21 protein-coding genes are annotated in these 18,958 nt (G+C 75.8%); 9 read left to right on the top strand and 12 right to left on the bottom strand.

Annotation, left to right across the window (positions count from 1 at the left end; all coding sequences use genetic code 11):
* Positions 1–150: 150 nt before the first annotated feature.
* Positions 151–621 carry a DUF4190 domain-containing protein gene (locus ACI790_RS03160; RefSeq protein WP_456568331.1) on the top strand — a complete coding sequence of 157 codons (471 nt, stop codon included), beginning with the start codon at positions 151–153 and terminating at the stop codon, positions 619–621.
* Positions 622–697: 76 nt separating this feature from the next.
* Here the strand turns inward: ACI790_RS03160 and ACI790_RS03155 are convergent, their stop codons facing one another.
* The 3 genes from ACI790_RS03155 to ACI790_RS03145 form a co-directional block, all read right to left on the bottom strand.
* Complete coding sequence (locus ACI790_RS03155) at positions 698–1,651, bottom strand: HpcH/HpaI aldolase/citrate lyase family protein (RefSeq protein ID WP_456568330.1); 954 nt, start codon at positions 1,649–1,651, stop codon at positions 698–700.
* A 178-nt stretch (positions 1,652–1,829) separates the two neighbouring features.
* Positions 1,830–2,852 carry a DMT family transporter gene (locus ACI790_RS03150; RefSeq protein ID WP_456568329.1) on the bottom strand — a complete coding sequence of 341 codons (1,023 nt, stop codon included), beginning with the start codon at positions 2,850–2,852 and terminating at the stop codon, positions 1,830–1,832.
* Positions 2,756–3,625: a PhzF family phenazine biosynthesis protein gene (locus tag ACI790_RS03145; protein ID WP_456568328.1), complete on the bottom strand. Its 870-nt coding sequence runs from the start codon at positions 3,623–3,625 to the stop codon at positions 2,756–2,758. Before ACI790_RS03145 ends, ACI790_RS03150 begins: the two co-directional genes overlap by 97 nt.
* A 24-nt stretch (positions 3,626–3,649) precedes the next feature.
* Between ACI790_RS03145 and ACI790_RS03140 the strand changes: the two genes are divergently transcribed.
* Both ACI790_RS03140 and ACI790_RS03135 read left to right on the top strand, forming a co-directional pair.
* Entirely contained in the window at positions 3,650–4,888 is a 1,239-nt protein-coding gene (locus tag ACI790_RS03140; protein ID WP_456568327.1) for a magnesium transporter MgtE N-terminal domain-containing protein, read from the top strand.
* Positions 4,881–5,408 carry a DUF1003 domain-containing protein gene (locus ACI790_RS03135; protein ID WP_456568326.1) on the top strand — a complete coding sequence of 176 codons (528 nt, stop codon included), beginning with the start codon at positions 4,881–4,883 and terminating at the stop codon, positions 5,406–5,408. The genes ACI790_RS03140 and ACI790_RS03135 overlap by 8 nt, the downstream gene beginning before the upstream one ends.
* 4 nt (positions 5,409–5,412) lie before the next feature.
* Here the strand turns inward: ACI790_RS03135 and ACI790_RS03130 are convergent, their stop codons facing one another.
* Complete coding sequence (locus ACI790_RS03130) at positions 5,413–5,724, bottom strand: AzlD domain-containing protein (RefSeq protein ID WP_456568325.1); 312 nt, start codon at positions 5,722–5,724, stop codon at positions 5,413–5,415.
* On the bottom strand, positions 5,721–6,410 hold the full coding sequence (locus ACI790_RS03125) for an AzlC family ABC transporter permease (protein WP_456568324.1): 690 nt from the start codon (positions 6,408–6,410) through the stop codon (positions 5,721–5,723). Before ACI790_RS03125 ends, ACI790_RS03130 begins: the two co-directional genes overlap by 4 nt.
* Positions 6,411–6,573: 163 nt before the next feature.
* Here ACI790_RS03125 and ACI790_RS03120 point away from each other — a divergent pair, with 163 nt between their 5' ends.
* On the top strand, positions 6,574–7,725 hold the full coding sequence (locus tag ACI790_RS03120; protein ID WP_456568323.1) for an Mrp/NBP35 family ATP-binding protein: 1,152 nt from the start codon (positions 6,574–6,576) through the stop codon (positions 7,723–7,725).
* Positions 7,726–7,818: 93 nt separating this feature from the next.
* Here the strand turns inward: ACI790_RS03120 and ACI790_RS03115 are convergent, their stop codons facing one another.
* The 4 genes from ACI790_RS03115 to sigE form a co-directional block, all read right to left on the bottom strand.
* Positions 7,819–8,220, bottom strand: coding sequence for a twin-arginine translocase TatA/TatE family subunit (locus ACI790_RS03115; RefSeq protein ID WP_456568322.1), 402 nt, complete (start codon positions 8,218–8,220; stop codon positions 7,819–7,821).
* Between the two features lie 43 nt (positions 8,221–8,263).
* On the bottom strand, positions 8,264–9,700 hold the full coding sequence (locus ACI790_RS03110; RefSeq protein WP_456568321.1) for a S1C family serine protease: 1,437 nt from the start codon (positions 9,698–9,700) through the stop codon (positions 8,264–8,266).
* 116 nt (positions 9,701–9,816) lie between these two features.
* The gene (locus ACI790_RS03105; protein WP_456568320.1) at positions 9,817–10,386 is read right to left on the bottom strand and encodes an anti-sigma factor family protein; all 570 of its coding nucleotides are present in this window, start codon (positions 10,384–10,386) and stop codon (positions 9,817–9,819) included.
* Entirely contained in the window at positions 10,383–10,973 is a 591-nt protein-coding gene (gene sigE / locus ACI790_RS03100) for an RNA polymerase sigma factor SigE (protein WP_456568319.1), read from the bottom strand. The genes ACI790_RS03105 and sigE overlap by 4 nt, the downstream gene beginning before the upstream one ends.
* A gap of 199 nt (positions 10,974–11,172) precedes the next feature.
* Here sigE and ACI790_RS03095 point away from each other — a divergent pair, with 199 nt between their 5' ends.
* On the top strand, positions 11,173–11,835 hold the full coding sequence (locus tag ACI790_RS03095; protein WP_456568318.1) for an O-methyltransferase: 663 nt from the start codon (positions 11,173–11,175) through the stop codon (positions 11,833–11,835).
* On the opposite strand, the gene glgC is transcribed toward ACI790_RS03095, so the two are convergent.
* A complete protein-coding gene (glgC, locus tag ACI790_RS03090) occupies positions 11,832–13,052 on the bottom strand; it encodes a glucose-1-phosphate adenylyltransferase (protein WP_456568317.1) in 1,221 nt (406 codons plus the stop codon). The two genes, ACI790_RS03095 and glgC, sit on opposite strands and share 4 nt — an antisense overlap.
* 73 nt (positions 13,053–13,125) lie before the next feature.
* Here glgC and glgA point away from each other — a divergent pair, with 73 nt between their 5' ends.
* From glgA to ACI790_RS03070, 4 genes are all read left to right on the top strand, one after another.
* On the top strand, positions 13,126–14,310 hold the full coding sequence (glgA, locus tag ACI790_RS03085) for a glycogen synthase (protein ID WP_456568316.1): 1,185 nt from the start codon (positions 13,126–13,128) through the stop codon (positions 14,308–14,310).
* A gap of 306 nt (positions 14,311–14,616) precedes the next feature.
* Positions 14,617–15,528 (top strand): ABC transporter substrate-binding protein, encoded by a 912-nt coding sequence (locus tag ACI790_RS03080; protein ID WP_456568315.1) that lies wholly within the window; start codon positions 14,617–14,619, stop codon positions 15,526–15,528.
* 10 nt (positions 15,529–15,538) lie between these two features.
* Positions 15,539–16,639, top strand: coding sequence for a FecCD family ABC transporter permease (locus ACI790_RS03075; RefSeq protein ID WP_456568314.1), 1,101 nt, complete (start codon positions 15,539–15,541; stop codon positions 16,637–16,639).
* The gene (locus ACI790_RS03070; protein WP_456568313.1) at positions 16,636–17,442 is read left to right on the top strand and encodes an ABC transporter ATP-binding protein; all 807 of its coding nucleotides are present in this window, start codon (positions 16,636–16,638) and stop codon (positions 17,440–17,442) included. Before ACI790_RS03075 ends, ACI790_RS03070 begins: the two co-directional genes overlap by 4 nt.
* Before the next feature lie 27 nt (positions 17,443–17,469).
* Here the strand turns inward: ACI790_RS03070 and ACI790_RS03065 are convergent, their stop codons facing one another.
* Positions 17,470–18,318: a 5-oxoprolinase subunit C family protein gene (locus ACI790_RS03065; protein ID WP_456568312.1), complete on the bottom strand. Its 849-nt coding sequence runs from the start codon at positions 18,316–18,318 to the stop codon at positions 17,470–17,472.
* Positions 18,319–18,948 (bottom strand): 5-oxoprolinase subunit B family protein, encoded by a 630-nt coding sequence (locus ACI790_RS03060; protein WP_456568311.1) that lies wholly within the window; start codon positions 18,946–18,948, stop codon positions 18,319–18,321.
* Positions 18,949–18,958: the final 10 nt, after the last annotated feature.

The raw sequence follows: 18,958 nt of genomic DNA, 5'->3' as shown, positions 1-18,958 counted from the left end.
ATGGGACACGGCACCGGGCGCCCCGGCGTGCGCCTGCTCACCCTCCCCCGCCGCCCCGTGCGCCGCAGCGGCCGCGTGGCGTCCGCACCGGCCCCACCACCGCCGTGGTGGAGTGGCCGCTCGGCGGCACCGCACGGCACAGGAGGACCCATGACCCACGGCGACGACGGGCTGTACCGCGGCGACCCGCCGCCGGCGCCCGGCGCGGGCTCCGCCCCACCCGGAGCGGGGTACCGCCCGCCCGGCCACGGGCAGCCCTACGGCCCGCCGCCCGGTTACGGCCCGCCGCCCGGTTACGGCCCGCCGCCCGGTTACGGCCCACCGCCCGGCTACGGCCCGCCGCCCGGCTACGGCCCGCCCCCGGGCTACCCCGGGCAGTGGGGGCGGCCGACCAACACCCTGGCGATCGCCGCGCTGGTCATGGCGTTCGTCTTCCCGCCGGTGGGGCTGGGCCTGGGCATCTCCGCACGCAGGCAGATCCGCCGGACCGGCGAGGAGGGCGACGGCCTGGCGCTGGCCGGCGTCGTCGTCGGCGGCCTCGGGACCGGGATCTACGTCCTGATCATCCTGTTCTGGATCGTCGCCTTCGCGACGCTGACCAGCACCGGCTTCGGCCCCTGACCGGCCGGGCACCGGAAGCTCCGCCCACGGGAACGGGTCGGATCCGTGGGCAGAGCCTCCTGTGCCCGGGGAGGGGTCAGCTCTCCGGCGGCGTGAAGGACGACATCCGGGACAGGCCGGCGGCGCGGCCCTTGCCCGCGATGACCAGCGCCATCTTGCGGCTTGCCTCGTCGATCATCTCGTCGCCGAGCATCGCCGAGCCCTTCTTGCCACCGGCCTCCGACGTCGCCCAGTCGTAGGCGTCGAGGATCAGCTCGGCGTGGTCGTAGTCCTCCTGGGACGGCGCGTAGATCTCGTTGGCGGCGTCGATCTGGCCGGGGTGCAGCACCCACTTGCCGTCGAAGCCGAGCATCGCCGAGCGCTTGGCGACCTCCTCGAACGCGGGCACGTCGCGCACCTGCAGGAAGGGACCGTCGATCGCCTGGACGCCGCGGGCGCGGGCGGCCATGAGGATCTGCATGAGGATGTAATGGAACGGGTCACCCGGGTAGTCGGGGTGCAGGGCGCCCACGACCAGCGACTTCATGTTGATGCTCGCCATGAAGTCGGCCGGGCCGAAGATGATCGTCTCGATCCGGTCGCTGGCGAACGCGATGTCGTTGACGTTGATCAGGCCCTGCGCCGTCTCGATCTGCGCCTCGATGCCGATCCGGCCGACCTCGAGGCCGTTGGCCTTCTCGATCTGGGTCAGCAGCATGTCCAGGGCCTTGACCTGGGCGGCGTCCTGGACCTTCGGCAGCATGATGCAGTCGAGCTCGGCGCCCGCTCCGCCGACCACCTCGAGCACGTCCTGGAAGGTCCACTCCGTCGTCCAGTCGTTGACGCGGACGGTGCGGATCTTGTCGCCCCAGCCGCCCTCGTTCAGGGCCGCGACGATGTTCTTCCGGGCTCCGGGCTTGGCCAGCGGCGCGCAGGCGTCCTCCAGGTCGAGGAAGACCTGGTCGGCCGGCAGGCCCTTGGCCTTCTCCAGGAACCGGGGGTTGCTCCCGGGAACGGCCAGGTTGGAACGGCGGGATCGGAGCTCGGCCACAGTGCCTCCGCAGACTGGAGTCGACGATTGGGATCGCCGGGAGCCTAACGACGGCGCACTCCCGGCGCCGACCCGGCGAGACCGCGGTCCCCCGGCCGAGTGCGCAGTTGTGGTCGGCGACACACGCGGGCGCGCCGGAGCGGGCGACCGCAACTGCCCACTCGGCGACGAGCGGCGCTCAGGTGCCCGGCTCGACCAGCGTGGTCGGCCGGCTCGCCCGCACGACCAGCGCCACCCCGGCCACCACCAGCACCACGCCGGGGAGCGCCAGCAGCGGCGGGACCTGACCGAGCAGGACGAGGGCGAACAGCAGCGCGCCCGGCACCTCGAGCAGAACGGCGAGGCTGACGACGGTCGGGCCCACCGACGAGAGCACCAGGTTCAGCAGCGTGTGCCCGAACAGCTGCGCGGAGACGGTGATGCCCGCGATCAGCCACCAGTCCCGGGCCGCGAAACCGCCCAGCGGCGCGTCCAGGAGCAGCGCCGCGACCGCGATCACGACGGCGCACACGGAGTAGCAGACGACGGCGTAGGCCGAGGTCGCCAGCCGCTGGCGGGCGCGCGCTCCGGCCAGCACGTACCCACCGGCGCAGATGGCCCCCAGCAGGGCCAGCGCATCGCCCGCGAGCGCCTCGAGGCTCACCGTGACGTCCACCCCGACGATCAGCACGACGCCGGCGAACGCCAGCAGCAGGCCCCACCACACCGCGGCGGGCAGCCGTACCCCCGACACCCGGGCCGCCAGCGCCGTCCAGATCGGGGTCGTGGTGACCAGCGCGACGGACGCGGCCACCGTCGTCATCGACAGGCTCGGCAGCCAGGCGGCGAAGTGCGCCGCGAGGAAGAGCCCCGCGACGACCGAGCTGCGCAGGTCGCGCCACCGCAGGCCGGTGAGCGTCGAACGCTCGCGGGTGAGCAGCACCGGGACGAGCGCGGCCGCACCGGCGGCGTTGCGCCAGAACGCGAGCGCCAGCATCGGCGCGGTCACCATCGCGGTCAGGGGCGCCGACAGCGAGACGCCGACGACGGCGAGGGAGAGCAGACCGACGTCCCGGCCCCCCGGCCGGTGCAGCGCCCAGGCGGACGCGGCGGGGGCGGGCGTGCTCAGGACGGCACCCGGATCCGGCCGCTCGCCACCGGGACGACGGCGCCGCGCACGGTCGCCGCGACCGCCCGCCCGCCGGCGGCGGTCACGGTGCACTCCAGCAGCGACGGGCGGCCCATGTGCTCGCCCTGCCGGACGGTGTAGGCCGACGTCCCCTCGCCGGCCAGCAGCCCGCTCTCCACGAGCCACACCCCGGCGCCGAGCGCGGCCGAGCCCGTGGCCGGGTCCTCCCAGGCGTCGTCCTGGGCGAAGACCCGGGCGTAGGCGGTCGCGCTCGCGGCGTCCCAGGACAGCACCGAGACCCCCTCCCCCACGCCGAGCCGGCCGAGCGCGGCCGAGTCGGGGACCGCGCGGTCGACCGCGTCGGGGGCGACGGACAGGTAGGAGAAGGGCAGCCCGCAGCCGGCCAGCGCCACCGGCACACCGGTGAGGTCCGCGTCGGCCAGGCCCATCGCACGGGCCAGCGCGCCGGCGTCCGGACCGTCCGCCAGCGTCGGGCTGCCGCCGGTCAGCGTCGCGCCGTGGCCGTCGACCACCACGTCCAGCACCCCGGCACCGCACTCCTGGCGCAGCGTGCCGGGCGCCAGCCGCCCGGTGCGCACCAGCGTGTGCGCGGCCCCGACGCTCGGGTGCCCGGCGAACGGCAGCTCGGCCGACGTCGTGAAGATCCGCACCCGGTAGTCGGCGCCCGGCTCGGTCGGCGCGCAGAGGAACGAGGTCTCCGAGAGGTGGAACTCGTTCGCCAGCGCCTGGCACTGCTCGGTGGTCAGCTCGTCGGCGTCGAACACCACGGCCAGCGGGTTGCCGGCGAACGCCCGCGGGGCGAACACGTCGACGATCTCGTAGTCCAGCGCAACCGGGGCAGCCACGGCGCCGACGGTAGCCTTCGGGCCGTGACGACGGTGACCAGGGCGTACGTCTCCCGGCTCGCCGGGCTGACCGTCTTCGACCCCAACGGCGACCGTGTCGGCAAGGTCCGCGACGTCGTCGTCGGCCTCCGGGTGGGCACCGCGTGCCCGCGGGTGCTGGGCGTCGTCGTGGAGGTCGTCGCGCGGCGCCGGATCTTCGTGCCGATGGGTCGGGTCACCGCGCTCGACCCGGGCGCGGTGCTGCTCAACTCGGGCACCCTCAACCTCAAGCGGTTCGAGCAGCGGGCCGGCGAGACCCTGGTGCTCGGCGAGCTGCTGGACCGCCAGGTGCGGATCAACGAGTCCGGCCGCACCGCCCACGTGGTGGACGCCGCCATGGAGCAGACCCGCACCGGCGACTGGCTGCTCTCCCGCCTCGCCGTCCAGGAGCCGGGCCGGATCGGCCGCCGCGGGCAGCTGCACCAGCTCGCCTGGGACGAGGTGACCGGGCTGGCGCTGCCGCAGACCGGGCAGGGTGCGGAGACGCTGATCGCCACCTACCGGGAGCTGAACGCGGCGGACATGGCGCACGCGCTGCAGGAGCTGCCGATCAAGCGCCGGCACGAGGTGGCCGAGGCCATGGACGACGAGCGGCTGGCCGACGTCCTCGGGGAGCTCCCCGAGGCCGAGCAGATCACCATCCTCGGCACGCTCGACGAGGGCCGGGCGGCCGACGTGCTCGAGGAGATGGACCCCGACGACGCCGCCGACCTGCTGTCGGAGCTGCACGACGTCGACCGGAACCGGCTGCTGGAGCTCATGGAGCCCGACGAGGCCGAGTCGGTGCGGCAGCTGCTCAAGTACTCGGAGGACACCGCCGGCGGCATGATGACCAGCGAGCCGGTGATCCTCGCCCCGGACGCCACGATCGCCGAGGCGCTGGCGCGGGTGCGGCAGGAGGAGATCACGCCGGCGCTGGCCAGCCAGGTCTACGTCTGCCGACCGCCGTCGGCCACGCCGACCGGCCGCTACCTGGGGCTCGCGCACATCCAGCGCCTCCTGCGCGAGCCGCCGTCGACCCTGGTCAGCGGGGTGCTCGACGACCTCGAGCCGCTGAAGCCGGAGGCGCCGCTGGCCGAGGTCACCCACTACTTCGCCACCTACAACCTGGTGGCCGCGCCCGTGGTGGACGCGCAGGGCCGGCTGGTCGGCGCGGTCAGCGTCGACGACGTCCTGGACCACCTGCTGCCCGAGGACTGGCGGGAGCGGGCCCGCCGTGGCTGACGGTCCCCGGCTCGACGTCCCCCGCGGGGGCGCGCGCCGGTTCGGCAGCTTCCTGCGGCTGAACCCCGACGCCGTCGGGCAGTTCGCCGAGGGCATCGCGCGCTTCCTGGGCACCGGCCGGTTCCTCGCGGTGCAGACGATCCTCGTCGTCGTCTGGATCGCGCTGAACGTCTTCGCCGTGCAGCTGCGCTGGGACCCCTATCCGTTCATCCTGCTGAACCTGGCCTTCTCCACGCAGGCCGCCTACGCCGCCCCGCTGATCCTGCTGGCGCAGAACCGCCAGGCCGACCGCGACCGGGTGCAGGCCGAGGAGGACCGCGCCCGGGCCGCGTCGACCCGCGCCGACACCGAGTACCTCGCCCGGGAGCTGGCGGCGGTGCGGGTGGCCGTCGGTGAGCTGGCCACCCGCGACTTCATCCGCGGCGAGCTCAACCGGCTGCTGCCCGAGGACGGCGACGACGACGGCGAGCGGAAGAAGAAGAGCAAGAAGCGCCGGGAGCAGGCCGACCCGGTGGCCTGACCGGTCAGCCCGCGAGGACGTGCACCAGCGCGCCGGCCGCCCCGGCGAGGACCAGCACCAGGATGAACGGCGCCCGCAGCGCCAGCGCCAGCGCGGCGACGGCGAGCCCGGCCAGCCGGCCGTCGACCACCACCTCGTCGCCGCTGGTCAGTCCCTGCACGACGACGAGCGCAGCCAGCAGCGCCGCCGGCACGAAGTCCACGACCCGCGCCACCCAGGGCTGCTCCACCCAGGACGCGGGCACCGACAGCCCGGCCAGCTTGAGCAGGTAGCAGCCGACTGAGGCGACGAGCACCGCCGTCCAGGTGGCGCTCACGACGGCACCTCGCGCCGCGGCCGGCCGGCGAGCGCCACGGCCACCACCGCGGCGACCACCTGAACCCCCGGCGGGACGACCGGCGTCAGCACGAGCGCGACCACCGCACCGCCGAGCGCCACCCGGCGCTGCACGGCCGGCTCCGGGAACGCCCGGCCCAGCCGCGGCCACAGCAGGGCGAGGAACGCGGCCGGGACGACGGCGTCCAGCGCCGCCCGGGCGGTGCCCCCCAGCGCCGCGGCGCCGAGCGCGCCGACCACGGTCGTCGCGTTCCAGGTCAGGTAGAGCGTCGCCCCGCCCACCAGGAACGCCAGCCCGGCGAGCGTCCGGTCGGGAGCGGCCAGCGACAGCGCCGTCGTCTCGTCGATGACCCAGTGCGCCGTCCCCGCCCGGCGGAGCCGACCCCGCGGTCGCAGCAGCGGCACCAGCCGGACGCCGTAGACGGTGTTGCGGGTGCCGAGCAGCAGTGCGCTGCCCACGGCGGCCAGCGGGCTGCCGCCGGCGCCGAGCACGCCGACGAGGGCGAACTGCGACGCCCCGGTGAACATGACGGCCGAGAGCACCAGCGCCTGCCAGACGTCGAGCCCCGCGGCGTCGGCCGCCGCGCCGAACGCCACCCCGTAGAGGCCGACGGCGAGGCCGAGCCCGACGGCGTCCCGCAGGGTCTGCGCACGGTCGGGCGACACGAGCCGACCCTAGCGACGCGCCCGGTGCGTCCGGGATCACCCTCCGGCGACCGGGCGGCGACGGCACCCGCCGTACAGTGGCAGGGACCGATCGCGCAGGTCGCCGCTTCTGGCGGCAGACCGCCGGACGCCGGTCCCCCGTCGAAGGAGACAGACGAACACGATGTCCGACCAGCTGACCGGCACGCCGGCGCTCGACGCCGTCAACGCCGCTCTGGCCACCGTCCAGGACCCCGAGATCAACCGGCCGCTCCCCGAGCTCGGCATGATCAAGGACGTGCGGATCGGGCCCGACGGCTCGGTCGCCGTCGAGGTCTACCTCACCGTCGCCGGCTGCCCCATGCGCGAGACGATCACCAACCGGGTGACCCAGGCCGTCGCGGCCGTCCCCGGCGTGACCTCGGTGCAGGTGGCCCTCGACGTGATGAGCGACGAGCAGCGCAGCGAGCTGCGCAAGACCGTCCGCGGGTCCGACGCCGCCGAGCCGGTGATCCCCTTCGCCCAGCCGGGCTCGCTCACCCGCGTCTACGCGGTCGCCTCCGGCAAGGGCGGCGTCGGCAAGTCCAGCGTCACCGTGAACCTCGCCGCGTCGCTGGCCAAGCGCGGGCTGGCGGTCGGCGTCGTGGACGCCGACATCTACGGGCACTCGGTGCCCCGCATGCTGGGTGTCGACGACAAGCCCACCCAGGTCGACAACATGATCATGCCGCCGCAGTCGATGGGCGTGAAGGTCATCTCGATCGGCATGTTCACCCCGGGCAACACCCCGGTCGTCTGGCGCGGGCCGATGCTGCACCGTGCGCTGCAGCAGTTCCTCGCCGACGTCTGGTGGGGCGACCTCGACGTCCTGCTGCTGGACCTCCCCCCGGGCACCGGCGACGTCGCCATCTCGATCGCCCAGCTGCTGCCCAATGCCGAGATCCTCGTCGTCACCACGCCGCAGCTGGCCGCCGCCGAGGTGGCCGAGCGGGCCGGCGCGATCGCGACGCAGACCCACCAGCAGGTGGTCGGCGTCATCGAGAACATGAGCTGGATGGACCTGCCCGACGGCTCGCGGGTCGAGGTGTTCGGCTCCGGCGGCGGTCAGACCGTCTCCGACGCCCTCACCCGCACCCTCGGTGCGCGGGTGCCGCTGCTGGGCCAGATCCCGCTGGACACCCGGCTCCGCGAGGCCGGCGACGCCGGTGCGCCGATCGTGCTCGCCGACCCCGACTCCCCCGCCGCGCAGGCGCTGGAGAAGATCGCCGACGGGCTCGCCGTCCGCCAGCGCGGCCTGTCCGGCATGTCCCTGGGTCTGACGCCGGTCAAGCACTGAGCTGAGCACGCCCTCTCTGGGGGTGTTCCTCCCGCTCGAGGGGTCCTGCAGGACCCCGGAGGCGGGAGGAACACCCCCAGAGTGCGTCCGGGGCTACGTGGCGTCGATGTCGAAGGGCGGCGGGACGGCGCGGTCGCGCAGCTGCGCGGCCACCACCGTGGCCGCCGTCGCGCCGGCGGGCCCGGCCGGGCGGGCCGGGGCGTCCTCGTCGTCGCCCAGCAGCTGGGTGCGGATGAACGTCCGCGGGTGGTACTTGCGCAGGTCGAGGTCGCGGAGATCGGTGAACTCGTCGCCCAGCGACTCGTTGACCTGCTCCCGCACGCCCGTGATCGCCGAGCGCACCTTCTTCAGCCCGGACGCGGCCTCCTTGGCCAGGTCGGGCAGCCGTTCGGGGCCGAAGATGAACAGCGCCGCGAGTGCCAGGACGGCGATCTCGCCCCAGCCGATCGAGTCGAACACCGTCGCTCCCGTCCTGCCGACCGCCCGCGCGGTCACCGGTCCCAGCGTAGGCGCCGACCGCCCTCCGGTCTCCTCCTGCTCAGGCGGTGCCGAGCGTCACCTGGACCGTGCGGGAGCTGCCCCCGCGCACGAGTTCGATGCTGACCCGGTCCCCCGGCTCGCGGGCGTCGATCGCCACGGCCAGCTCCTCGGAGCTGCCGACCGGCGTGTCCCCGACCGCGATGATGATGTCCTCCTCGCGGATGCCCGCCTGCGCCGCCGGGCTGCCCGGCTCGACGTTGAGGACGAGGGCGCCGTCGCGGGTGCCGTCGGTGACCGACCGGGCGTTGACCCCGAGCGTGGCGTGCACGGCCGAGCCGGTCGAGATCAGCTGCTCGGCGATGCGCGTCACCGTGTCGATCGGGATGGCGAAGCCCAGGCCGATCGAGCCGCCCGCACCGGTGGAGGCGATCGCGGTGTTGATGCCGACGAGCGCCCCGCTCGCGTCGACCAGCGCACCGCCGGAGTTGCCGGGGTTGATCGGGGCGTCGGTCTGGACCGCGCTGATGACCGCGTTGGTGTCGGTGCCCTCGCCGGAGAGCCGGACCGGCCGGTCCAGCGCGCTGACGATCCCGCTGGTGACCGTGCCCGCCAGCCCCAGCGGCGAGCCGATGGCCACCACCGGGTCGCCGACGACGACGTCGCCGGAGCGGCCGAGCGACGCCGTCACCAGGCCCGGCTTCTCCACCTTGACGACCGCGAGGTCGCTGGCCGGGTCGCGGCCGACGATGCGCGCGGCGGACCCGCTGCCGTCGGAGAAGACCGCCCGGATCTCCGCGCCTTCGACGTCGTCGGCGCCGGAGATGACGTGGTTGTTGGTGACGATGTAGCCGTTCTCGCCGTCGATCACGACGCCGGAGCCGGTGGCGCCGCCCTGGCCCACCCGCACCTCGATGGAGACGACCGCGGGGATGACCGCGTCGGCGATGTCGGAGACCGAGCCCGGTTCCCGGGTGATCCCCGGATCGACCTGCGAGAGCGTCGTGCCGGGGGTGAACAGCGGCGTCTCGTCGGCGGTGCGGGTCAGGTACCAGCCGACCCCGCCACCGACGAGGCCGACGACCAGCAGGGCGAGCACGGCGAGCGTGGCCAGCCGCACGGAGACGTCCCGCAGCCGGAGCTTGCGGCGGCCTTGCGCGTCGACGACGACCGGCCCCGGCTGGCTCTCCTCGTCGTACACGGCGGGCGCGCCCAGCCCGGCCGGGGACGCCGGATCGCGCCACGGGTCGCTGCGCGCGTCGGCCTTCCACCACGGGCCGCTGGCGGTGCGGCGCGCGCCCGGGCGGCCACCGGGCGGGTCCTGCAGACCGCCGCGGCCGGGGACCGGCGGGCCGAAGGCGCGCAGCAGCGCCTCCGGGGGAGGCGGCGGGACGGGGCGCGGCGGCGTCGTCGGGCGGCCGCCGGCGAAGCTGCCCGCCACGCGCTCCGGCCGGCCGAACACGCCGGCCTGCGCCGGGGTGGGCTGCGGCGCGGGCACGGGGCGGGGCGTCAGCCGCTGCGCCGTCGTCTCGTCGAAGGCGCCGGACTGGCCGGCGGGCCGGGCGAAGCCCGGGTCGTCGGCGGGCGCGCCCGCCGGCTCGTCCGGGGAGCCGCTCAGGGGGTACCGCCCGGGATGCCGGTGCCGGAGGTGGTGTCGACGGTGACGGTGCGCAGGACCGGCGGGGTGACCTCGGTGTGCTGACCGGGGCGCACGGTGTCGGCCTCGGGCGCACGCTCGGGATCGGCGGGGAGCGTGAGCGCCAGCGCGGTCACCCCCGCACCCAGGCCCACGAGCGTGCCGGCCACCCCGCGGCGGAACCAGCGGCCCCCGAACGGACCGCGCCGGTGCGCGCCCTCGGTGAGGTCGAGCGACCAGGCACCGGTGCTGCCGGAGACGGTGAGCTCGCCCGGGGCGGCGCTCATCGACCCGCTGCCCTCGCCCGAGCCCGGGACGTCCGCGGTGAAGGGGATCGCGCAGAGCCGCGACATCAGGTCACCGGGGACGGTGACCTCGGCGGAGCCGTGCAGGGCCTCCTTGGCCTCCCGCTGGGCGGCCACGGCCATGCGGCACGACGCGCACCCGGCGAGGTGCCGCGCCGCCCGGCCCGCGGGGCCGGCGGTCAGCTCGCCGTCGACGAGCGCGGCGATCGCCTCCTGGGCGAGGTGGCTCTCCGGGATGCTCACGCCCCGACCTCCCCGGGAACGCCGGCGCGACGCGGGGCCAGGTGGGCCAGCGCCTCGCGCAGCTGGACCCGGCCGCGGTGGATGCGGCTGCGCACCGTGCCCAGCTTGATGCCGAGGGTCGCGGCGATCTCCTCGTAGGTGAGGCCCTCGATGTCGCAGAGGACCACGGCCACCCGGAACTCGGGCGAGAGGGCGTCGAGGGCCGCCTGCACCTGGGGGTCGAGGTGGGTGTCGGCGTAGACCTGCTCGGGGCTGGGCGCCCGGCCGGGGAGCCGCTCGGTGTCCTCGGGCAGCGCGTCGAACCGGATCCGCTGCCGGCGGCGGACCATGTCGAGGAAGAGGTTCGTGGTGATCCGGTGCAGCCAGCCCTCGAAGGTGCCCGGCGAGTAGTCGGCCAGGGACCGGAAGACCCGGACGAAGGTCTCCTGCGTCAGGTCCTCGGCGTCCTGGGGGTTGCCGGAGAGCCGGTAGGCCAGCCGGTACACGCGGGCGGAGTGGTCGCGCACGACCTGCTCCCAGGACGGGGCCACCCAGACGTCGGGATCCGCACCGGGACCGACGGGCTGCGGTGCGGTGGCCTCGGACACGCCACCAGGATCGCAGACGGGGGCGGTCCGGGGGATCCCGGCGTCGGCGGGTCGGGCGGGCACGGCTCGCTTCAGGCGCACGTCCTGATCAACGAACGGGCGGCACACCCGTGTTCCCGCGCACCGCGGCTCCCAGGAGACGCACAGGTACGGCCACGCGCACGGCGGTCGCCGGACCGGCCACTACCCTCGGCCGGTGATGAGCGCCGAGGAACCGCCGCGCGGCCGCGGCACCGAGCAGGGCGCCGCCTACGCCGACCGCTACGCCGCGGAGTCACCCGAGATGGTGGCCGCCCGGCACCGCGCCCACGCGCTCTCCGGAGCCGCCCCGGTGGAGCCGCCCGTGGGCGCCACCCTCGCCGTCCTGGCCGCCACTTCCGGCGCCCGCTCGGTCGTCTCGATCGGCAGCGGCGGTGGCCTGGCCGCGCTCTGGCTGCTGCGCGGCATGCGGCCCGACGGGGTGCTCACGGCGCTGGACGCCGATCCCGAGCAGTTGCGCGCGGCACGCCTGGCACTCGCCGAGGCCAAGGTGCCCGCCAGCCGGGCGCGGCTGATCTTCGGCACCCCCGGCGAGGTGCTCCCCCGGCTCTCGCCCGGGGGCTACGACATGGTCTGCTGCGCCGGCCCGCCCCGCGAGTACGCCGAGCACCTGCCCGCGCTGCTGTCCCTGGTGCGGGTCGGCGGCACGCTCACCTGCCACGGGCTGCTCGAGGGCGGCCGGATCGCCGACCGCACCGCCCGCGACCCGCAGTCGGTCGCCTGGCGGGAGATCGCCCGCACCGTGCGCGACGACGAGCGCCTGCTCCCGGCCGTGCTCCCCATGGGCAGCGGTCTGCTGGTCGCCACCAAGGTGCAGGTCTAGAGGAACGCGCGGACACCCTTGCCGAGCACGGTGATCCCGCCGGCGCTCACGTGGTACCGCTCCCGGTCGAGGTCGTGGTCGAACCCGATCCGCGCCCCCGCGGGCACGACCACGTTCTTGTCCAGGATCGCCCGCCGGACCTGCGCGCCCTCGCCGATGTACGCGCCGTCCATGACGACGCTGTCCTCGATCCGGGCGCCGCGCTCCACGCGGACCCCCGGGGAGATGACCGAGCCACGCACCGCTCCACCGCCGATGATCGCGCCGGCGCTGACCATCGACTCCTCGGCGCGGCCGCCGAGCACGAACTTCGCCGGCGGCTGCTGCGGCGGCAGGGTGAGGATCGGCCAGCGATCGTTGTAGAGGTTGAAGACCGGTGACACCGACACGAGGTCCATGTGCGCGTCGTAGTAGGCGTCGATCGTCCCGACGTCCCGCCAGTAGCCGTGGTCGCGCTCGGTCGCCCCGGGGACGACGTTGGTGGAGAAGTCGTAGACCCACGCCTCTCCCGCGTCGGCGAGCATGGGCATGATCGAGCCGCCCATGTCGTGGACGGAGTCTTCGTCCTCGGCGTCGGTGCGCAGCGCCTCGAGCAGGGCGTCGGTGGTGAAGACGTAGTTGCCCATGGAGGCGAAGCTCTCCTCCGGCGAGTCCGGCAGGCCGGGCGGGTCCGCCGGCTTCTCCAGGAAGCCGCGCACCCTGCCCGCGGCGTCGGAGTCGATGACGCCGAACTCGGTCGCCTCGCGGCGGGGCACCCGCAGGCCCGCGATGGTGACGCCGGCGCCGGTCTGCAGGTGCTGGTCGATCATCTGCGCCGGATCCATGCGGTAGACGTGGTCGGCGCCGAAGACGACGACGATCTCCGGCCGCTCGTCGTAGATGAGGTTGAGGCTCTGGAAGATCGCGTCGGCGCTGCCGGTGTACCAGCGCGGGCCGAGCCGCTGCTGGGCCGGTACCGGCGTGACGTAGTTGCCGAGCAGCTGGGACATCCGCCAGGTCTGGGTGATGTGCCGGTCGAGGCTGTGGCTCTTGTACTGGGTCAGCACGGCGATCTGCCGGACGTCGCCGTTGACCAGGTTGGAGAGGACGAAGTCGATGAGCCGGTAGTTGCCCCCGAAGGGGACCGCCGGCTTGGCGCGGTCCTGGGTCAGCGGCGACAGCCGTTTCCCCTCACCGCCCGCCAGGACGATGCCGAGCACCCGTGGACCGCCGCGCATGTGACGCACCGTATCCGCTCTCCGGGACGGCGGCGCCATCCGTTCCCCGGAACCGCCCCCCTAGGGTGACCGCGTGCGCATCGGAATCGTCACGCGAGAGTGGCCGCCGGACGTCTACGGCGGCGCGGGGGTGCACGTCGAGCACCTGGTCGCCGCGCTGCGCGCGCTGCCTCCCGGGAGCAGCGGCCCCCTGGAGCTCGACGTCCACTGCTTCGGCGGCCCCCGGTCGGACGCCACCGGCCACCCGGTGCCGCCCACGCTGCGCGAGGCCAACGGCGCGCTGCAGGCGCTGGGCGTCGACGTCGAGATCGCCGCCGCCCTCGCCGGGGCCGACCTGGTGCACAGCCACACCTGGTACGCCAACACCGCCGGCCTGCTGGCCGCGCTCGTGCACGGGGCGCCGCACGTCGTCACCGCGCACTCCCTGGAGCCGCGCCGGCCGTGGAAGGCCGAGCAGCTCGGCGGCGGCTACCGGCTGTCCTCGTGGGCCGAGCGCACCGCCTACCTGACCGCCGACGCCGTCGTCGCGGTGAGCGCGGGCATGCGCGACGACGTCCTCGCCGTCTACCCCGAGCTCGATCCCGCCCGCGTGCACGTGGTGCACAACGGCGTCGACGCCGAGGCCTACCGCCCGGTGTCCGAACCGGAGACCGTCCGCGCGCTGGGCGTCGATCCCGACCGCCCCTACGCGCTGTTCGTCGGCCGGATCACCCGCCAGAAGGGGCTGGCGCACCTGCTCGCCGCCGCCGACCAGCTGCCCGCCGACGCCGGCCTGGTGCTGTGCGCCGGCGCCGCGGACACCCCGGCCGAGCGGCAGCAGGTCGCCGACGCCGTCGCCGCCCTCCAGGCCCGCCGCGACGGCGTCGTCTGGATTGAGGCGATGCTGCCGCGCGAGCAGCTGGTGCCGCTGATCACCGCCGCCACGGTGTTCGTCTGCCCGTCGGTCTACGAGCCGCTGGGCATCGTCAACCTGGAGGCCGCGGCCTGCGGCACCGCCGTCGTCGCCAGCGCCGTGGGCGGGATCCCGGAGGTCGTCGACGACGGCCGCACCGGCCTCCTCGTGCCCTACGACGAGGCCGACCCGGCCGGGTTCGCCGCGGGCCTGGCCGCCCGCACCGCCGAGCTGCTGGCCGATCCCGAGCGGGCGGCGCGCATGGGCGCGGCCGGCCGCGAGCGGGTGCTGGCCGAGTTCGGCTGGCCGGCCATCGCGGAGCAGACCCTCGCGGTCTACGCCTCGGTGCTGGCCGCTCGGTCCTGAGCGCGCTGGTACCGTCCCTCCGCCGGCCCGTGTGCCGGCGGCGCAGCGGCAGCGAAGTCCGGTGCAACCCCGGCGCTGTCCCGCAACTGTGATGGACGCCCGGCACGAGACGTGCGGGGCGGCCCGAGCCAGATCGCCCGCCCTGCGCCATGCAACCGATCCTCGCGGCAGGGGTCGCGCATCGGGCGTCGGGTCAGCTCGGAGGCGACGCTCGCCGCCTCCACTGGAGGCCCTTCCTTGTCCGGTTCCCTCCTCCGCGCGGCGCGGTCGACGTCGCGCGCCCGACGGCGGCCGTCCGCCACCGCCGTGCCTGCGCTGCTGACGGCGCTGCTGCTGACCCTGAACGCGTGCGGCTCGTCCGACGGCGACGACGGCGCCGCGGCGTCCCCCTCGTCGGCGGCCGCCGACTTCCCGGTGACGGTCTCCGGCGACAACGGCGAGGTGACCCTCGACGAGCGTCCCGACGCCATCGTCTCCATGTCGCCGTCGGCGACCGAGATGCTCTTCGCCATCGGCGCCGGCGACCAGGTCGAGGCGGTCGACGACAACTCCGACTACCCGGCCGAGGCGCCGACCACCGATCTGTCGGCCTTCACCCCGAACGCCGAGGCCATCGCGCAGTACGACCCCGACCTGGTGGTGCTGAGCAACGACACCAACGGGATCGTCGACGCGCTCGGGACCCTCGACGTCCCGGTCCTGCTGCTCGAGGCCGCCGAGGACCTCGACGACACCTACGAGCAGCTGCAGCTGCTCGGGACGGCGACCGGGCACGCCGACGAGGCCGCCGACGTGGTCGCCGACGTGCAGGAGCGGATCGACGCCGCCGTCGCGTCGGTGCCCGACGACGTCGCCGGGACGCGGGTCTACCACGAGCTCGACCCGTCGTTCTACTCCGCGACCAGCGACACCTTCATCGGCGGGATCTACGGGCGCTTCGGCCTGGAGAACATCGCCGACGGCGCGCCCGGGGCCAGCGGGGGCTACCCGCAGCTGTCCGCCGAGTACGTCGTCGACCAGGCGCCGGAGCTGATCGTCCTGGCCGACACCGAGTGCTGCGGGGAGAGCGCCGAGACGGTGGCCCAGCGGCCGGCGTTCGACTCGGTGCCCGCCGTGACCGAGGGCCGGATCCTCGCCGCCGACGACGACGTCGCCTCCCGCTGGGGGCCGCGCGTGGCCGACTTCGCCGAGGCCGTCGCCGAGACGCTGCGCGGCTGATCCACCCGGCATGAGCACCACGACCCAGGACACCCGGCCCGGCCGCCCCGCGGCCGGGCCGGGTGTCGTGCGGTCGCGGCGGTCGGCGCTCCTGGCCGTCGGCGGCGCGTCCGCGGCGCTGGTGACGGCGGTGCTGGCCGGCGTCTGGGTGGGCGCGGTGCCGCTGCCGCCCGGCGGTGTCGTCGCCACCCTGCTCGACCGGGCACTCGGCCCGCTCGGGGTCGACGTGCCCGGTGCCCTGGAGGGGACGGCGGCGGCCGTGCTGCTGGAGCTGCGCCTCCCCCGGGTGGTCATCGCGGTGCTCGTCGGCGCCGGGCTGGCCATCTCCGGCGCCGCCTACCAGGGGGTCTTCCGCAACCCGCTGGCCGATCCCTACCTGCTCGGCGCGGCCGCCGGCGCGGGGCTCGGCGCCACCCTGGTCATCGCCTACGCACCCGGGCAGCACGTCGGGCCCGTCGGCGTGGTCCCGCTGGCCGCCTTCGCCGGCGCGCTCGTGGGCGTGGGCTGCGCGCTGGCCCTCGGCTCCGCCGCCGGCGGCGGCTCGCAGAGCGCCCCGCTGCTGCTGGCCGGCATCGCGGTCGCCGCGTTCCTGGCGGCGGCCCAGACGCTGGTGCAGCAGCAGAACACCGACAACCTGCGGGAGATCTACGGGTGGCTGCTCGGGCAGCTCGGCGGCGCCCAGTGGTCCGACGTCGGGCTGGTGCTGCCGTACCTGGGGCTGGCCGTCCTCGTCCTGCTGCTGTGCGGGCGGCCCCTCGACGTGCTCGCGGTGGGCGACGACGAGGCCCGCTCGCTGGGCGTGCACCCCGGACGGCTCCGGCTGCTGGTCGTCCTCGCCGCCTCCCTGGCCACCGCGTCGGCGGTCGCGGTCAGCGGCCTGATCGGCTTCGTCGGGCTGGTGGTGCCGCACATCGTGCGGCGGCTGGTCGGCGGCGCGAACGCCCGCGTCCTCCCGGTCTCCCTGCTGGTCGGCGGCGCCTTCCTCGTCCTCGCCGACCTGCTGGCCCGGGTCGTGCTGGCGCCCGCGGAGCTGCCGCTGGGCGTGGTCACCGCGTTCGTCGGCGCGCCCTTCTTCGCCGGCCTGCTGTGGGCCGGGGCGCGGCGGCGATGAGCCGGTCGTCCGGGATCCCGCTCCCCGCCGCCGGCGGCGCCCGCGTCGAGGTGCTCGGCCTCAGCGCCGGGTACGGGCGGCGCGCCGTGCTCTCCGCCGTGCGGTTCACCGTCGAGCCCGGCGGCTGGCTGGGCGTCATCGGCCCGAACGGATCGGGGAAGTCGACCCTGCTGCGCTCGGTGCTCGGGCTGCACCCCCACGAGGGGCAGGTGCGGATCGACGGCGTGCCGCTGGGGGGGATGCCCCGGCGCGACCGGGCCCGCCTGCTGGCCTACGCCCCGCAGCTGCCGACGCTGCCCGAGGGGGTCAGCACGCACGACTACGTGATGCTCGGCCGCACCCCGCACCGCCCGCTGCTGTCCGCGCCGCGCGGCACCGACCACGCGGTCGTCGCCGATGTCATGGCGCGCCTCGAGCTCGAGGGCCTGGCCGACCGGGCGGTGGTCACCCTCTCCGGTGGGGAGCAGCAGCGCGCCGTCCTGGCGCGGGCGCTGGCCCAGCAGCCGCGGGTCCTCCTGCTGGACGAGCCGACCGCCGCGCTCGACCTCGGCCACGCGCAGCAGGTGCTCGACCTGCTGGACCGGCTGCGCCAGCAGGACCGCCTCACGGTCGTGAGCACCCTGCACGACCTCACCCTCGCCGGCCAGTACGCCGACCGGCTGACGCTGCTGGCCGGCGGGCGGGTGGCCGCCGAGGGCAGCCCGGGCGAGGTGCTGACCGCCGCCGCGCTGGCCGACCACTACGGCGCCCGTGCCCGCATCGTGCCGGGGCCGCACGGCCCCGCGGTGCTGCCGGTGCGGTGATCCGGCGATTCTCGCCGGTCTAACCGCTCACGCGGAGCGGAAGCGGACGACGTCGCCCGGGCGCAGCTGCGCGGCCACGGGCAGGTCCGCGGTGACGACGACGGCCAGCACCGGGTAGCCGCCGGTGACCGGGTGGTCGGCGAGGAAGATCACCGGCGCACCGTCGGGCGGCACCTGCACCGCGCCCGGCACCAGCCCCTCGCTGGCCAGCTCCCCCGCACGGGCACGCCGCAGCCGGGGCCCGGCCAGCCGCAGGCCCACCCGGTCGCTGTCCGGGCTGACCCGCCACGGCTGGCCGACCAGCGCCGCCCACGCGGCCGCGTCCAGCCAGTCCCGCCGCGGCCCGGGCAGCACGCGCAGCACCGGCCGGTCCGGCGGCGGACCCACCGGCGCGACGTCGACGACCGGTTCCTCCCCCGCCAGCGACCCCACCGGCAACCGCGTCCCCGCGGTGACGACGGGCGGCCCGAGGCCCGACAGGGTGTCCGTGCTGCGCGACCCCAGCACCGGCGGCACGTCGACGCCGCCCCGCACCGCCAGGTAGCTGCGCAGACCGGCGGGCGGGCCGCCCAGGGCGAGGACCGCACCGGCGAGCAGCGTCGTGGGCGCGGCGAACGGCGCGGGCCGGCCGTCGATCGAGACCGGCACCGGCGCCCCCGTCACCGCGACCAGGACCGTCCGCTCGGCGCGCAGGCGCAGCCCGCCCGCGGTGGTCTCGAGCACCGCGGCCGCCGGCCGGTTGCCGACCAGCCGGTTGGCCAGGGCCGCGGCCGGCCCGTCCGCCGCGCCGGAGCGGGGCACCCCGATCGAGGCCCAGCCGGTCCGGCCGGCGTCCTGCACCGTGGTCAGGGGCCCGGGAGCGAGGACGGTGAGCACTCAGCCGCCCGCCCGGAACCGGACCGCCGTGCCCGGGGCGAGGAGCGCCGGCGGGTCCCGGTCAACGTCGAAGAGCACCGCGTCGGTGTGGCCCACCAGCTGCCAGCCGCCGGGCGAGGCCCGCGGGTAGACCCCGGCGTAGGGGCCGGCCAGGGCCACCGAACCGGCCGGCACCCGGGTGCGCGGCGTCGGCCGGCGCGGCACGTGCAGCTCCGGCGGCAGCCCGGCCAGGTAGCCGAAGCCCGGGGCGAAGCCGCCGAAGGCCACGGTGAACCGGGCGTCGGTCAGCGCGGCGACGACGGCGTCCGCCGGGCGCCCGGTCAGCCGGCCGACCTCCGCCAGGTCCGGGCCATCGAAGACCACCGGCAGCTCGACGGTCGACGCGGTCGGTCCGCCGGAGTGCCGGGCCGGTGCCAGCCGCCGCAGGGCGGCGACGTCGAGGTCGGTCGGCGGGCGGTCGAGGACCACCAGGACGGTGCGCGCCGCCGGCACCAGGTCCACCTGCCCGGCCAGCGGTGCGGCGGCCAGCGCGGCCCGCAGCCCCGGTACGTCCGCCGGATCGGCCGCCTCGACCAGGACCGCGCGGTCCCCGTAGGGCACCGCCCGCGCGACTCCCCCGCCCTCCGTCACCGGCCCATGA

Source organism: Blastococcus sp. SYSU DS0539 (assembly GCF_054050855.1).
Note: the sequence above shows the minus strand (reverse complement) of the source record. Positions and strands in the feature narration are given on the sequence as shown.